Annotated in this window: 15 protein-coding genes; 4 read left to right on the top strand and 11 right to left on the bottom strand. The window is 59.5% G+C overall.

Annotated features, from left to right (window positions below; genetic code table 11):
* Window positions 1-25: 25 nt before the first annotated feature.
* The 7 genes from EI290_RS15895 to EI290_RS15865 form a co-directional block, all read right to left on the bottom strand.
* Complete coding sequence (locus tag EI290_RS15895; protein WP_125432401.1) at window positions 26-1369, bottom strand: class I SAM-dependent methyltransferase; 1344 nt, start codon at window positions 1367-1369, stop codon at window positions 26-28.
* Window positions 1370-1418: 49 nt separating this feature from the next.
* The gene (locus tag EI290_RS15890; protein WP_125432399.1) at window positions 1419-2759 is read right to left on the bottom strand and encodes an NAD(P)H-dependent oxidoreductase; all 1341 of its coding nucleotides are present in this window, start codon (window positions 2757-2759) and stop codon (window positions 1419-1421) included.
* 105 nt (window positions 2760-2864) lie between these two features.
* Window positions 2865-3419: a dTDP-4-dehydrorhamnose 3,5-epimerase gene (rfbC, locus tag EI290_RS15885; RefSeq protein ID WP_125432397.1), complete on the bottom strand. Its 555-nt coding sequence runs from the start codon at window positions 3417-3419 to the stop codon at window positions 2865-2867.
* A gap of 50 nt (window positions 3420-3469) precedes the next feature.
* The gene (locus EI290_RS15880; RefSeq protein ID WP_125432395.1) at window positions 3470-4564 is read right to left on the bottom strand and encodes an NAD-dependent epimerase/dehydratase family protein; all 1095 of its coding nucleotides are present in this window, start codon (window positions 4562-4564) and stop codon (window positions 3470-3472) included.
* A 143-nt stretch (window positions 4565-4707) separates the two neighbouring features.
* Window positions 4708-5601, bottom strand: a complete 894-nt coding sequence (rfbF, locus tag EI290_RS15875) for a glucose-1-phosphate cytidylyltransferase (protein WP_125432393.1) — start codon at window positions 5599-5601, stop codon at window positions 4708-4710.
* Window positions 5602-5864: 263 nt separating this feature from the next.
* Window positions 5865-6647: a WecB/TagA/CpsF family glycosyltransferase gene (locus tag EI290_RS15870; RefSeq protein WP_125432391.1), complete on the bottom strand. Its 783-nt coding sequence runs from the start codon at window positions 6645-6647 to the stop codon at window positions 5865-5867.
* A 143-nt stretch (window positions 6648-6790) separates the two neighbouring features.
* A complete protein-coding gene (locus EI290_RS15865) occupies window positions 6791-8194 on the bottom strand; it encodes an exopolysaccharide biosynthesis polyprenyl glycosylphosphotransferase (protein WP_125432389.1) in 1404 nt (467 codons plus the stop codon).
* A 356-nt stretch (window positions 8195-8550) separates the two neighbouring features.
* On the opposite strand from EI290_RS15865, the gene EI290_RS22875 reads away from it, so the two are divergent.
* Together EI290_RS22875 and EI290_RS15860 are read left to right on the top strand one after the other, a co-directional pair.
* Window positions 8551-8676: a hypothetical protein gene (locus EI290_RS22875; protein WP_262706461.1), complete on the top strand. Its 126-nt coding sequence runs from the start codon at window positions 8551-8553 to the stop codon at window positions 8674-8676.
* Between the two features lie 497 nt (window positions 8677-9173).
* Window positions 9174-9599 carry a Fur family transcriptional regulator gene (locus EI290_RS15860; protein WP_125432387.1) on the top strand — a complete coding sequence of 142 codons (426 nt, stop codon included), beginning with the start codon at window positions 9174-9176 and terminating at the stop codon, window positions 9597-9599.
* 238 nt (window positions 9600-9837) lie between these two features.
* On the opposite strand, the gene phbB is transcribed toward EI290_RS15860, so the two are convergent.
* On the bottom strand, window positions 9838-10584 hold the full coding sequence (phbB, locus tag EI290_RS15855; protein ID WP_125432385.1) for an acetoacetyl-CoA reductase: 747 nt from the start codon (window positions 10582-10584) through the stop codon (window positions 9838-9840).
* Window positions 10585-10811: 227 nt separating this feature from the next.
* Here phbB and purU point away from each other — a divergent pair, with 227 nt between their 5' ends.
* Window positions 10812-11645, top strand: coding sequence for a formyltetrahydrofolate deformylase (purU, locus tag EI290_RS15850; RefSeq protein ID WP_125432383.1), 834 nt, complete (start codon window positions 10812-10814; stop codon window positions 11643-11645).
* Between the two features lie 142 nt (window positions 11646-11787).
* A complete protein-coding gene (locus tag EI290_RS15845; RefSeq protein ID WP_125432381.1) occupies window positions 11788-14337 on the top strand; it encodes an alpha-amylase family glycosyl hydrolase in 2550 nt (849 codons plus the stop codon).
* Window positions 14338-14522: 185 nt separating this feature from the next.
* Here EI290_RS15845 and EI290_RS15840 read toward each other — a convergent pair whose 3' ends face one another.
* The 3 genes from EI290_RS15840 to EI290_RS15830 are packed head-to-tail and all read right to left on the bottom strand — an operon-like array spanning window position 14523 to window position 15490.
* Entirely contained in the window at window positions 14523-14798 is a 276-nt protein-coding gene (locus EI290_RS15840; protein WP_125432379.1) for a hypothetical protein, read from the bottom strand.
* A gap of 46 nt (window positions 14799-14844) precedes the next feature.
* Complete coding sequence (locus EI290_RS15835) at window positions 14845-15186, bottom strand: hypothetical protein (protein WP_125432377.1); 342 nt, start codon at window positions 15184-15186, stop codon at window positions 14845-14847.
* A 37-nt stretch (window positions 15187-15223) separates the two neighbouring features.
* Window positions 15224-15490 (bottom strand): hypothetical protein, encoded by a 267-nt coding sequence (locus EI290_RS15830; protein WP_125432375.1) that lies wholly within the window; start codon window positions 15488-15490, stop codon window positions 15224-15226.
* Between the last annotated feature and the right edge of the window lie 202 nt (window positions 15491-15692).

The following is a 15692-nucleotide window of genomic DNA, read 5'->3' as shown; positions in this document are numbered from 1 at the left end:
AGCCAGCGAGGATGGTGGGCAGGCACTACTCGTACACCTGCACTTCCGGAATGGGTACCACAAAGCGGCCGCCCCACTCCCGGATATCCTGCATCTGCTCCATAATTTCCTCCCGCAGGTTCCAGGGCAGAATCAGCACGTAATCGGGGCGGGTCTGCCGGATCCGGTCGGGGTGACAGATGGGAATGCGCGTACCCGGCAGGAAGTTGCCCTGCTTATGGGGACTGACATCCACGGTATAGTCCAGAAAATCGGTACGGATGCCGCAGTAGTTGAGCAGGGTGTTGCCCTTGCCGGGGGCCCCGTAGCCCACCACCGTTTTGCCGGCCCGCTTGGCCTCCACCAGGAATTCCAGCAGCTTACGCTTGGTTTCCTTGGCATTCTCCTCAAAATCGGCGTAGTACGCCAGGTCGGTTACGCCGGCGGCCAACTCCCGTTCCCGCAGCTCCCGCACCCGGCTGGTTACGGGGTGGGTAGCATCGGCGGCGTGGCGGGCAAAGATGCGCAGGGAGCCGCCGTGGGTCGGCAGTTCATCCACATCAAAGAGGGTAAGCCCGTGGTGGGCAAAAATGCGCTCCACCGTGTAAAACGACAGGTAGCTGAAATGCTCGTGGTAGATGGTGTCGAACTGGTTGCCCTCCATCAGGCGCAGCAAGTGCGGAAATTCCATCGTAATCACGCCGTCAGGCTTGAGCAGGATGCGCATCCCGGCCACGAAGTCGTTGATATCGGGTACGTGGGCCAGCACGTTGTTGCCCAGCAGCAGGTCGGCCTGCCCGCTCAGCTCGGCCACGTAGCGGGCCGTATCGCGCCCGAAAAACCGCACCAGCGTGTTAATGCCTTTGGCCTGGGCGTAGCCGGCCACGTTGGCAGCCGGCTCAATGCCCAATACCGGAATTTCCTTTTCCAGAAAATACTGCAACAGGTATCCATCATTGGAGGCCACCTCTACCACTAAGCTATCCTTGTGCAGGCCAAACCGCTCGGTGGCCATGTCGGTGTAGCGGCGGGCGTGGCGCAGCCAGGAGGCCGAGTAGGAAGAGAAGTAGGCGTAATCGTTCTGAAAAATTTCCGCCGAGGTAACAAACTCATCCAGCTGCACTAGAAAACACTCCCGGCATACCCGGGCGTGCAGGGGGTAAAAGGCCTCGGCCCGGTTGAACTGGTGCGGGCGCACATGGTCCTGGCACAGGGGCGAGGTCCCCAGGTTTACAAACGTGAAATCGAGGGGAGTGCCACAAAACCGGCAAGGGCTGGCAGGCGGCTCCACCGGGTGGCGCTGCAGCTCCGTAACGCCAGCTGCTAAATCGGGTTGCACACTGATTTCAGCCAGTGAAGAGGTGGGCGAGAACGAGGACAGCTGTTCCATAGCCATATTAGGGAGAAGTAGATAGAAGGTCGGATCAGGCGGAATGCGCTCAAACCACGGCCTGGGTGGCGGTATGTGCCCCAGCGGGGTACGCTACGCGGAAATACTCTTCCTGCTCGCGGCGCAGCCGGTCAATCAGCCGGCCTTCGGGCAGCAACACGTCGTCGTAGGTAAGCACCTGGTCCTGGGGCACATCGTGGCGCAGGATGCAGCCCTCGGCTACCCCAATGGGCAGCAGGTTGTCGAGGCGGGTGGTATCGGCGTTTTCGGCCAACCCATACGTATGGTAGTGCCCGATGCCATCCAGTACCTGGCCGGCATGCAGGGGCACTTTGGCGGCCGTTACTACCTCCACGCACATAGGCCCGGCCGGGGCTAGGGCCGCATCCTGAAACAGCACGGCCCGCGCCACAGTAGTGGGCGTTTCGAAGTGACAGAGGTGGTAGGGAGTGTAGAAGCAGTACAGCGGCCCGGGGCCCAGCTTATACAGCTTGAGGTAGTGCTGCTGCACCGGGTCGTCGATGGTACCCAGTACGAACACGCCCGGCCCGGGCTCGGCGCCTACCACGTAATCCACGATACCGGGGCCACCGTTGAGCAGCAGTTCCTGGGGGTACCACTCGGCCGCTTTGGTAACGGGCGTGCCCGGCGCCACGGTGGGGCCCAGCATCCCGCGCCGGGCTACCTGCATACCCAGGGCATTGGCAATTACAGCCTGCTCGAAGCTGATTTTGCTGCCGTCGGCGAAGCTGGTAACCATGCTGGGATTCTGGCCCCACTGCCGGGCAAACCCTTCCTGAGTGGTAGGGTTGCGGTAGGGGTCGTGCAGGCCTTTGATGTTGCCACAAAGCACCGGCTTTACGCCCAGCCCCTTCACGAAGCGGGCCAGGTTGAGTGTCACGCCCGGCTGGTCGCCATCGGCCACGGTGTATACCACCCCGGCGCGGTCGGCGTACACCTTCAGAATGGGACCCACCGTACCGTCCAGCTCGGCATTGAGCAGAATGATGTGCTTGCCGTGCCGGATGGCCTCCAGTACTACCTGGGCCCCGTGCTCCACGGCCCCGGTTACCTCAATTATTGCCTCAATACCAGCGGCCCGGCTCAGTAGCAGAGCATCGTCGGTAATGGCCGGGCGCCCTTGCTCCAGGCAGGCCTCCAGCTGGGCCACGGTACCTACTTCCACCACATCGGCCACGCCGGCTTCGGCATAAATAGCCCGGGCCTTTTCGGGGGTACGGTTGGCAATGGCTACCAGCTCCATGCCGGGCACATAGCGGCAAATCTGGCGGGCTACGCCCCGGGCCATAAAGCCGGCCCCCACCATGGCTACCCGGATAGGCCGCCCCTCGCGCTGGCGTTTCTGTAAGGCAGTATCAATAATCAGCATGAGCTTCAGGGTTACAGAGTGAGTTGGCAGCGCCGCGGGGTAGTGGTGGGTGAAAGGGAGGAGTTTTTGCCTCCCCGACTACTCCCCGGTACTGGCCGGGCTGGGCTAGCCGCCTACTTCCATGGGCACCTTCAGGAAGAAATCCGGGTGCTGCTGGTCTTTGTCTGAGATGAGCGTGGGCGCAATAGGCCATTGAATCCCAATGGCGGGGTCGTTCCAGCGCAGGCCCCGCTCGTGGCCGGGCGCGTACTTGGCCGATACCTGGTAGCAGACGTCGGTATGGTCCTGCAGGGTAAGAAAGCCGTGGGCAAAGCGGCCGGGCACAAACAGCATCCGGAACGAGTCGGCCGTTAACTCCACGCCCAGCCACTGTCCATACGTGGGCGACTCCTCCCGCAAATCCACAATTACATCGTAAATGGCACCCCGGGTGCAGCGTACCAGCTTGGTTTCCTCGTAAGGAGGGAGCTGAAAATGCATACCGCGCAGGGTGCCGCGACGGGGATTGGAGGACACGTTGGCTTGCAGAGGTGGCATCAGAATGCCGTGCGCCGCAAACTCATCTTCGCACCAGGAGCGGGCAAAGAAACCTCGCTCATCGGCCATGCGGTCAACATCGATAATGAAGGCGCCGGCCAGTTCGGTTTCGGTAAAAATCATAGTGGTAGCGGTTGGAGTGGTCGAACGGTGGATACAGGGCAGGCAATAGGCTAGTGCAGCGCCGGCACGGGCACCGCGGCGGCTCGCAGGCCGGCGGCCCGCGTCCAGCCCAGGTCGTCGCCCAATTCGTGGGAGTCGCGCAGGGCCGTTAGCACCCGCAGGCGCATCAGCTCCGAGGAGCGGAAGGCCGCATCCCGGAAGTTCATGTTCAGCAGCCCGTCGCGCAGCTCCACAATGGCATCGGCCAGGGTCCGGCGGGGCTGGTGGGCAGGTGCCAGCTCCTGATACAGGCTAAAATCGACGCGGTAGGAGCGTTTGTCCGGAGGTGCCTCCGTGTTCAGCGTCACGCGGGTGCCGGGTAGCGCTTCGGCCACGGCGTAGGCCAGGTCGCGCACCTGGTAGTTCCATTGGTCGGAGCCCGTATTCACGGCCAGGAAGTTGCCACCTACCTCCGTCGGGCGGCCAATGGCCCACTCAATGGCCCGGGCCATATCCTGCACATGAATAAGCGGCCGCCAGGGCGTACCGTCGCTCAGAATACTGATTTCGCCGGCTGCTACAGCACCGGCCACAAAATCATTCACTACCAGGTCCAGCCGCAGCCGGTCGCTCCAGCCGCAGGCCGTGGCAAAGCGCAGGCAGGTTACTATAAAGCTGTCATCGGCCAGGGGGCGCAGGTCCAGCTCGCTCAGCACTTTGGAGCGGGCATAGGCCGTGAGGGGATTAAGCTGGGAGCTTTCGGTTTTAGCTCCTTCGCCCCCAGCCCCATACATACTGCAGGAGGAGGCAAACACGAAGCTGCTCACGCCGGCCGCTTTGGCCTGACGGGCCAGCTCGAGGTTGGCCCGGTAGTTCACGTCCAGCGTCGCTTCCTCATAGGTCTGACCCATGGGGTCGTTGCTGATGGCGGCCAGGCTCACCACGGCATCAATACCATCGAGTAAACCAGTGGGCAGGTGGCGCACGTCGCCAAAAATCTGGCGGTCCAGGCGCGACTCGGGCAGGCGCCGAGCCCCGGTGAGGCAGTGCGCAAAGTAGCCCATATCATAGCCAATCAGCTCGGCCTGTGGAAACTGCTGCCGCAGGTGGCGCACGACGCCGGGCCCCACGTAGCCCATATTACCCGTGATAAGAATGCGTTGCATACGGCGAAAGGTGAATTTGTGAAGTGGTGAAATGGTGAGTTTGCTGTTCGGTGGTGGATCGGGCATAGTCTAGGGTTGGAACGACGTACATGGGGTAGCCTGCGCGGCAAACTCACCATTTCACCACTTCACAAATTCACCGCTTAGTCGGCGGGCATGATGGTGGGGGCGGCCACCCGCTCGGTGGGTGGGGCTACCAGCGGGGAGGCCAGAATTTCGGCCAGCACGGGGTCGGGCTCCACGGGCTCCGGGGCGTTGTCCCACACCTTCCATTTGGCGCGGCCCTGCTGCCACATTTCCTCCAGCATATTTTTGTCGCGCAGCGTGTCCATGGGTTGCCAGAAGCCGGTGTGGCGGAAGGCAGCCAGGCGGCCCTCGGCGGCCAGGCGCTCCAGCGGGGCCTTTTCCCACACGGTATCGTCGTCGGTGATGTAGTTGAGCACTTCGGGCTCCAGCACAAAGAAGCCCCCGTTAATCCAGGGCGTTTCGCCACCCTCGGGTTTCTCCGTGAAGCTGCTCACGCGGCTGCTGGCCTCGGAGAGGTTAAACACCCCGAAGCGGCCGGGCTGGCGCACCGCCGTGAGAGTTGCCAACGCGCTCTGCTGGCGGTGGTAACGCACGGCCGCCCGAATGTCCACGTCCCCTACCCCGTCGCCGTAGGTCAGGCAGAACGGCTCACCCGGCGTCAGGTAGTCGCGCACCCGGCGCAGGCGGCCGCCGGTCATGGTTTCCTGGCCGGTATCCACCAGTGTCACGGTCCAGGGCTCGGCGTGGTTGCGATGAATCTGCATCTCGTTGCGGTCCATGCGGAACGTCACGTCGGAATTGTGCAGAAAGTAATCGGAGAAGTACTGCTTAATCATGTGCCCCTTATAGCCGCAGCACACCACAAAGTCGCGGATGCCGTGGTGGGCATAAATTTTCATGATGTGCCACAGTATGGGCTTACCTCCTATTTCCACCATGGGCTTAGGCCGGACGCCGCTTTCCTCACTGATGCGGGTGCCATAGCCGCCCGCCAGAATTACTGCTTTCATAGGGGTCAGAAGTTGAGAGTTATGCTACCAGGAGAAAAGATTGACAGAGAAGCTCAATTCACGTTTCTGGGGCACATGCACGTTGAGCTAAGGTTTCTGAAATGTAGCAATTATTATAATCTTGTCAATATTTTTTATTACTATTTTTTACAATAAGTAAAATTTAGATTCTTATTATCCTGTAATTTCAACACGCGCACCTGACCGGCCATAAAATGGTTGCTTAACGAGGTACAGAAGGAACGGTGGGAGGCAGACGGGGCCTAAACGGCCGTGCGGGGAGCGGGCCGGCCGGCTAGTTGGGCTAGCACGCGGCGGCCCAGCAGGTACACAAACCGGGTATTGGTAACAAGGTAGCGGCGCCACAGCCGGCGGGGCTCCAGCCAGAGCCGGTAGGCCCACTCCAGCCAGAGTCGGCGGGCCCAGGCCGGTAGCCGGCTTTCCAGGCCAGCGTACACTGGGAATGCCTGCCCTACGCCCAGCATACAGGCCCGGATGCGGCTCCGGTGGGCAGCCATCCACCGCTCCTGGCGTGGACAGCCCAGGGCCACAAACAGCAAATCAGGGTCGGCAGCGTTGATGGCAGCTACTTCGGCAGCATCTTCCTCGGGAGTAAGCGGGCGGAACGGTGGGGAGCAGGTGCCGACAATGCGCAAAGCCGGTAGCTCGCGCCGGGCCCGGGCCACCATAGCCGCCAGCACCTCGGAAGTGGTACCATAGAAGTACACCGACTGCCCACTGGCCGCCGCGCCTTCCAGCACAGCCGGCAGCAAATCCATGCCGGCTACCCGGGGCTGGGGAGTGGGAGCCTGGTTCAGCCACTGCACGGCAGCCGCTACGGGGCTGCCATCGGGGGCTACCAGGGCCGCCTCGTCCAGAATGCGGCGGAAGCTGGCATCCTGCTGGGCCTCCACCACCATGTGCACATTCGCAAAACACACGTACGCCGAGGTGCGCAAGGCACCAAGCTCCAGAATAGCGGCCACAAACTCCGCCACAGTGCCAGTCGAAATCCAGGAATCCAGAACGGGTAGCTTGGGGAGCATAGAGCAGCTGAGTAAGGGAGTACCTGAGTAAGGCGAGTAACTGAATAAGGGAGTAGCTGAGTAAGGGAGTAACCGTTCGGGCGGTACAAGCGGCACCAGCAGCCCAGAACAATTACTCAGCTACTCAGGCTCTCAGCTACTCTTTAGTAGGCGTTTTTCTCGCCGCGCACCATGTTCCATACGGTCAGCCCGATAATTTTCATATCGAGTCCAAACGACCAGTTCTCCACGTACTTCAGGTCATACTCCACGCGCTTCTCCATGGTCCCGGCCTCGCGGGTTTCACCCCGGTAGCCATTCACCTGGGCGTAGCCCGTAATACCGGGCGTTACGGCGTGGCGCATCTGGTAGGTACGAATGTGCTTGCTGTACTCCTCCAGCTGGGAAATCATATTGGGGCGCGGCCCCACCACCGACATGTGCCCCAGCAGCACGTTAAAAAACTGGGGCAGCTCATCTAGGTTGTACTTGCGTAAGTACTGGCCCACCCGGGTAATGCGCGCATCGCCTTTGGTGGCCTGCAGCTCCGTTTGGCCGTGGTTGGTGCGCATGGTACGCAGCTTATAGCACGGAAACAGCTGGTTGCGCTTGCCCGGCCGCATCTGCTTGAAGAAGACGGGACCCGGCGAATCAAGCTTAATCAAGATAGCCAGCAGCGTCATCACCACCGGAAAAACCAGCAGAATTACGGCCAGCGAGAATATAATATCGAACACCCGCTTCACGGCCAGGTTGGCCCGGATACCCAGGGGCTCGTGCCGGATAGTAAGAATGGGCAGGTGGTCGTAGAAGTACACGTTCACATCTTTGCGGACCGTGCCGCGAAAATCAGGTACTATTCGGAAGGACAGAAAATGGTCGTCGGCAAAGCGCGAGAGGTCTTCAATCAGCTGGCGCCGGTCCAGGGGCATGGCAAAGTAGATTTCGTCGATCTGGTTGTGTAGGCAATACGTTTTCAGGTCGGCCAGGCGGCCGTGTACCAGGGGTCGTAGCTCCAGGGGCAGGGTGGCTGGCGTATCGGTAAAAAAGCCCCTGAACTGGTTGGCAATGGGGTCGTGCGACTCCAGGAAGCGGTACAGCTCCTGGCCGCTGGGGCCGGCACCTACTATCACGAAGCGGCTGTGCGGCCGGGCCAAATGCTGGTGGTAGGTGCGGTACAGGAACGTTATTAGGAAGCGCCCCGCTACCACTGCAGTTACGGCAAAGCTATACACCGCAAACAGGTACTCGGCGGGGGGCCAGTACAACTGTAGCACCGGAATAGCCAGCAACACTACCCCGGCGTGCAACACAAATGTGCGGATAAGGTAGAGCAGCTTTTCCGGGTAGGTAATCAGCCGGTCGGTGCGGTATAGGTTGGCAAACTGCCCGGACAGGATCCACCAGAGCAGGGCAAAAATGGCGTAGAAGAACGGGTAGTAGCCCCCAAACTCCCAGTTGCCCAGCTGCTGGTATCCTGCCAGCCGGAAGGCGCCAAAAATAAGCAGCACATCTACCAGAGGCAGAATGATGCGGGAGGTGTCAGTGTAATGCCGGTAACGTTCCATGTGGCAGGATGTGAGGTGTGCGCAGGAAACTCAGACAAGGCAGGTGGGAACAGATCAGAGCGTGGCAACTTTCGTTTCTACAAAGGAAGCATAATCTATGTTTTAAACAATAATTTATATGACTATTTTAAATAAAAATTCTAAAATTCATCAAAATGATACATTAAACAAGGTTTAGCTACCGCAGCGGAAGCAGAAACCCATCATTCTAACTAGGGTGCGTACCCAACCCGGAATGCAACCTTCCTACTACTTGCTACAAAGGGGCTGTTTATCCATTAAGTAGGTTTTGGCTGGTGATGCTCCTGGACTCTGGCAAATTGGGCTGCTTACCGCACAGAGAATTACCCACCCCGATGCCCAGGACACCCAAATTTGGCCTTATCAAGCCGCTCAACTCCCTGAATCAGGTAGATAAGATGTTGGCTACCTATCAGGCCATTCTAAGAATCGATGAGCAGAATACCCAGGCAAACTACTGAATGGGTGTCATCTACCTCAACCGAAAGGCCTACACTCAGGCTGCCCGCTATTTTGAAAAGTGGTGAATCTGTATCCGTTCGATTACGATGCGAATGTCTCCCTGGCTTGAACGTATCTGAACCTGGGCAGGAAAAATGAAGCTCGGGTGCTGTATAGCAAGGCCCTGTTGATTCGGCCAAACGATGTTACCGCCACGGCCGGCCTAAAACGAGCCCAGTAAGGCGCGGTATTCACGTTAAACATTCACTACTCCGTACACGTCTGACAATCAGATTATAATAAATTTCTTTAATGTATTTTATCCGGATAATACAACGTTCTGACGAGGTTTTACGTAGCTTCGTCTTGCCAGGCAGTTACAGGTGTGTGTCTGCCGGCAAGAGCTTCCTATTGCAACACAAAGCCCCGGCTGACGAGTCGGGGCTTTTCTGTGGCCACCCGGCCCAGGAATCGGCGTAGTGTGTAGGCGGCCGGCAACCCCGTATCTTTGCCCTCTATGGCTAGCCCCGACCGTATTTCACAAACGCTTACCCGGCACAAGCTGCGCCACACGCCCGTACGCCGGGCAGTGCTGCAGGTATTGTCGGCCTCTCCCTTTGCGCTATCAGGCCACGAGGTTGAGCAGCAGTTAAGCGGCGACCTGGACCGGATTACGCTGTATCGTACCCTGAAAACCTTCGAAGAAAGCGGCCTTATCCACCGCGTAATCGATACAACCGACACGGTGCGTTACGCGGCCTGCACCATGGAGTGCACTGCCCATGGTCACTTCGACGACCATGTGCATTTCAAATGCACTACCTGTCAGCACATTTACTGCCTCAATCAGGTAGCTATTCCGGCCGTTACGCTGCCCGCCAACTTTCAGGCCCAAACCCGCGACTATCTGCTGGCGGGCGTTTGTGAGGACTGCCAGCGGTAATTCCTGCGGCCTGCATTGGCGGGCGCTAGAAAATGCCTGGCCGCTCCGGCTGTACTGATGCGGGGTGTGGCCGGAATGCTACAGTGCTTCGCGCTGCATCGTTCAGCAAGTACGTTGCCTGGGTGGCTACTAAATACTGCCGATAATCCACGACCTGCAAACCCACATAAAAACGCCCCGCAACTTATGCTGCGGGGCGTTTTGTACAGTAGCCTTAAATAATTGGCGCGGGCCTGCCTTACGACATATGCTGCCCGCCGTTGATGGCCAGGTTGGAACCCGTAATGAAGCCACTGGTATCGGAAATAAGGTAGGCAACGGCCTCGGCAATTTCCGTAGGACCACCTAACCGGCCTACCGGAATCTGGGCAATAATCCGCTCCCGAATGTTTTCCGGCACGGCCATTACCATTTCCGTTTCAATGTAGCCGGGCGAAATGGTATTTACCGTAATGCCATATTTAGCCACCTCCAGGGCCAATGACTTGGTAAAGCCGTGCATACCTGCTTTAGCCGTGGAGTAGTTGGTTTGACCGTACTGGCCCTTCTGCGCATTAATGGATGAGATATTGATAATCCGGCCAAACCGCCGTTCTACCATACCCTGAATTACGTGGCGCGTGCAGTTGAATACGCTGTTGAGGTTGGTATTGAGCACTTCATCCCAATCAGCTTTGCTCATCTTCACGAAGGATGTGTCGCGGGTGATGCCCGCGTTGTTGATGAGGATATCGATGGGGCCGATAGTTGATTCTACCGTTTGCACCATCTCGCCCACGGAGTCGAAGTTGCTTACATCGCCATGTACCAGCTCAATATGGTGGCCGTCTTTGTCCAGCTCCTGTTGCAACAAAGCCGCTTTTTCCTCATTACGGAAGTTGCCAACCACCCGGTAGCCGGCCTCACTTAGCTTGCGACACAAGGCGGTACCTATGCCGCCGGTGCTTCCCGTAATCAGGGCAATACGCTGGTTTTTCTGGTTCATTTGCTGAAATAAGTTGAGAAAAGACTGGTTCTCGCCCCACCCAAACCGGGGCGAATAACCTTATACAGGAGGTAACACCGGCCGTACTGGACTGCCGCCGCTTTTGCCGCCCAAAGAACGAACAGATACTGCAGCTTTCATACTATAGTTCCGGGCTTCCGGCTAATTTCCGGCTTGGCCGCGCCTTTGCCCGTATCTTGCACCCCGTATTTTTCTACCCCACCCGCATGGTTCATTTTCTGTTGATTGACTGCCCCGATGAGCCGGGGCTGGTGTACCGTATTACGGAGGTGCTGTACCGCCACGGCCTGAACGTGCTGCGCAATGGCGAGTTTGTGGAGCGGGAGGACAGCCACTTTTTCATGCGCACCGAGTTTGAGGGTCCCTGTGAGCCCGAGGCCTTGCTGCACGACCTGCGGGCGGCCCTGCCCATAGCGGCCCGCATCCGCCTGCGCGACAGCCGGGCCCGGCGCATAGTAGTATTGGCCACCAAGGAGCACCACTGCCTGTCGGAGTTGCTGGTGCGGCATTTCTTCGGGCAGCTGCAGGCCGATATTCTGGCCGTAATCAGCAACCACGACAACCTGCGCGAGCTGACCGAGCGCTTGAATGTGCCCTACCATCACATCGGCGCCGAGAGTATTTCCCGGGAAGCGCACGAGGCGGCGGTGCTTCGGCAAATTGCGCTCTATGACCCCGAGTTTGTAGTATTGGCCCGCTACATGCGGATTTTGTCGCCGGAGTTTGTAGCTCATTTCCCGGAGCGACTCATCAACATTCACCACAGCTTTCTGCCGGCTTTCATTGGGGCCAGCCCCTACGCCCAGGCCTATGCCCGGGGCGTGAAAAGCATCGGAGCCACGGCCCATTTTGTCACGGATCAGCTCGACCAGGGCCCCATTATTGCCCAGAGCGTCATTCCCACGGACCATACTCAAAATGCCCACGACATGGCCCAGGCCGGCCGCGACGTGGAAAAGCTGACCCTGGCCCGCGCCCTTACCCTGGTATTTCGGGAGCAGGTGGCAGTACACCGCAATAAAACAATCGTGTTTGAGTAGGCAACCGCAGGCGCACTCGTCAGCTGCAAAGAAGCCCACTTGGTACCGGTAAACTACTGGTGCCGGGTGGGCTTTTTTTTTGCGGCTAGCCAACCTGGTTTACTGGTATCTTTACAATCTTTCATTTTTTGCTATTCCCCGCATGAAACACCTTTTACTCTTTGCCCTATTGCTCAGTAGCCTGGGGTCCCGGGCCGTGCAGCTTACCTTCCGGGTGGATATGCGCCAGCAGACGGTGGCCGCTGGCGGGGTGCACGTAGCCGGCAACTTCCAGGCCGCCGCCGGCTACGCGGCCGACTGGAACCCGGCCACCACCCTGCTCACGGACCCCGACAACGACCGGGTGTATGAGGTGACGGTGAACGTGCCGGCGGGTACTTACCTCTACAAATTTGTGAACGGCAACGCCTGGGGTGGAGCCGAGTTACCCCCCGCCAGCTGCGGCGTTACCGATGGCAGCGGCAACGTGAACCGGCAGGTAGTAGTGGGCGGCAGCACCCTGCGCCTGCCCAGCCTGCTGTTTGGCGGTTGCAATACGCAGGTGCGCTTTGCCGTGAACATGCGCGGCCAGACCGTGGCCCGGACCGGAGTACACGTTGTCGGTAATTTTCAGCCCCTGGCCGGCTACGGCCTGGAGGGCGACGCCACCGCCCTGCCCCTCTCCGACGACAACGGCGACGGGGTGTACGAGGTGCAGATTGCCCTGCCGGCTCCCGTCCGGTTTCAGTACCGCTTCGTAAATGGCAACGCGCTGAGCGGCGTGGAAACCGTGCCGGCTACCTGCGGCACCCCCGATGCCAGCGGTGCGTTGGCCCGCGTATATGAGGCCACGGCCGCCACCAACACCATGCCGGCCGTGTGCTTCGGCAGCTGCCAGACCTGCACGCCTGGTCTCACCGACTACACCACTCACTGGTGGAATGATGCCGTATTCTACGAGGTGTTTGTGCGCAGTTTTTATGACAGCAATGGGGATGGCAAGGGCGACTTTGCAGGCCTCACGCAGAAGCTCGATTACCTCAACGACGGCAACCCCACCACTACCACCGACCTGGGCATCACCGGTATCTGGCTGATGCCCATGATGGAAAGCCCCAGCTACCACGGCTACGACGTGACCAATTACAAAGCCACCGAGCCCGATTATGGCACCATGGCTGAGTTCGAAGCTTTTCTGACGGCAGCACACGCCCGGGGTATCCGGGTGATTATTGATCTGGTGCTAAACCATTCCTCCGACCAGCACCCCTGGTTTCAGCAGGCGGCCAGCGGGCCCGGCAATACCTACCGTGACTGGTTTCGGTGGTCGAATACGGTGCCGGGTACGGGGCCGGGCGGCAGTACGGTGTGGCATCCCCGCAATGGCAGCTACTTCTACGGCGTGTTCTGGAGCGGCATGCCCGATGTGAACTGGCGCAACCCCCAGTTGAAAGCCGCCATGTGGGATGCCTCCCGATTCTGGCTGCGCAAGGGCGTGGATGGCTACCGGCTGGACGCGGTGAAATACCTGGTGGAAAACGGCAACACCCTGGAAAACACGCCCGAAACATTGGGCATTCTGGAAGAATTTCACGACTCGGTGCGGGCTGTAAACCCCAGCGCCTTTACCATTGGGGAAGCCTGGACGAATACGGCGGCCGTGGTGCCCTACGTGCTGAACCAGCGCCTCGATGCCTGCTTTGAGTTCGATCAGGCCGCGGCCATCATCAGCAGCCTGAATGCCGGCAACCCCGCCGCCCTGCGCACGCAGCTGGCCACCGTGGACCGCTCTTACCCCAAACTGCAGTACGGCACCTTCCTCACCAACCACGACCAGGACCGGGTGCTCGATCAGCTGGGCGGCAACCTGGCCCGCATGAAGCAGGCCGCGGCCCTCTACCTCACGTTACCTGGGGTACCCTTCCTGTACTACGGCGAGGAAATAGGTATGCTAGGCGCGGGGGTAGATGAGAACAAGCGCAAACCCATGCAGTGGACGGCCGGCTCCCAGGCTGGCTTTACTACCGGTTTGCCCTGGCGCGCCGTTAATAGCAACTACGGCCAGTACAACGTGGCTACCCAGCAGGCCGACCCGGCCTCCCTACTTAATCACTACAAGCAGCTTATCCGCCTGCGCAACACCCACGAAGCCCTGCGCAAAGGCTACCTGCTGCCTGTTTCTGCCGCTGGCAGTGTGCTTGGCTATGCCCGCGTACACCAGCAGCAGGCGGTGCTAACGGTAGCCAACCTGGGCACCTCACTCAGCCCGGCGCTTTCCTTACCCCTCTCCACCCTGCCCGCCGGCGTATACCAGGCCACGGAGCTCCTCACCGGCCAGCCAGCCGGCACCGTCACCCTCGATGCCCAGGGCGGTTTCAGCAGCTGGACGCCGGGCCTGGGGGCACTGGGCACCAACCAGACCTGGCTGCTCCAGCTCGTCCCCACTCAGATAACGGCTACCGCTACTGCCACCGCCGAGGCCACGCTCCGGCTCTATCCTAACCCCACCACCGGGCAGGTTACGCTGGCACTTTCAACAGCCGAGCCGGCCCAGATACTGGTATACACGATGCAGGGCCAGCTGGTGCACAGCGTGTCGGTAAGTGGCCGCCGCCCCACCCTCGATACCAGCACCTGGACCACTGGTACCTACCTGGTACGCATTCAGGTTGGAACTACCGTAACGGTGCAGCGGCTGGTGGTAGCCCACTAACTCCTGATGCAACTTTGCCGGAACGCGCACTACCCCAGTTGTATTCGCAACTGGGGTAGTGCGCGTTCCGGCAAAGTTGCATCAGGAGTTAGTGGGTGGGTACAAATGAGTCCGGTTACCGATGCGAGCTGCGCCTCTTCCGGAAGAGTCGGCAGGGCTGGCTGAAGCCAGTCCTGCCGACTCGATCAGGGCCGGATAGAAATGTAATGTTCGTCAATAGCCCTATCCAACTCCTGGCGAAAGGTCAGCAGCAAGCGGCTACGCTCCTGCTCAGGCATGCTTTGCAAAGCCAGCTCGAACGTGAGGCGGTACACGTGGGCCATGAAAGCAGCCCCATAGGTAGTAAAAAACCCATCGTGCACCTTAGCAAAGGCCTCTTTTTCAGCGGAGGAAATTGACAGGGAAAGCGCTAGCCACTCCTTGGCATTATTGGCCAAGCTTACTTGTAAATCGGTATCCATGAATGAATTAGAAAAGACAGTGAAGGTAGATGCAGATGGCTTCGCGTTACAGCTTGCGCCGAAAGGGGCGGAATACATTGGGAACAGCACGAGGGGCGGCCACCCCTACCCCACCGTGCGCCGTGAAAAACGCCTGAATAGCCGCTTCCAGCCCCGGCCGGTCGTGCAGGTTCACGGTGGCGGCGATATCTTGGGTTGCTAATGGTGCCGCCAGCAGGCTGAGCCGGCAAGCATCAATACCCAACGGATGCTCAATAAACAGGCGGCTACCATCGTTGGCCAGGCTGTCGTGCTGGTAGCGCCAGGCCTGAGCAAAGGCCGGACGCTGAGCGCCCTGGCTGTCGTCGGTGGTCGTAAAGCCGAGGCTTCGCAAGTAAGAATCGGTCATGAGTGAGAAAAAGGCAGAAAAGGATGAAGGGGAATATTCAGGCGCGCTGTACTTCAGCGGGCCAGTTCACTTGCCGCAGCAGCACACGCAGCTCCGCCTCCGAGGCTAGCCGCCCCTGAAAGCAGTATAGCAGCTGGCCATTCACGGCTTCGAGCAGCGTAAGCTCTCCGTCGGTGTAGAGCACTATAGTTTCCTGGCCGCACTCACTGGGGCGGCTGTAGCGCACCTGCCCCGCCGGAGAGGCAAACTGCGTGAAGCCAAACGCCTGTAACAGCGGGGCTTCGGGCTGATAAAACGAGGACATGGAAGAAACCCGTGAGTGGGACGCCGGACCGGAAGGCGGGGCGGAGTGCGCAGCAGCTGTCAGCCGAATAATTGAACGGCGCAAGGCCGCCTTGGCAAAGCTGGAGCCCTGGCAGAAGCAGGGCTTTTCTCCAAGGTACGATTTATTATGCCGACAATAGCCAGCCTACCCCGGCCCACCAGCCCCCATCAGCCCTGGAACC

The sequence above is a fragment of the Hymenobacter metallilatus genome, assembly GCF_003944705.1.
GTDB lineage: Bacteria > Bacteroidota > Bacteroidia > Cytophagales > Hymenobacteraceae > Hymenobacter > Hymenobacter metallilatus.
The sequence above is the reverse complement of the archived record's forward strand: the minus strand, read 5'-3'. Positions and strand labels throughout refer to the sequence as shown.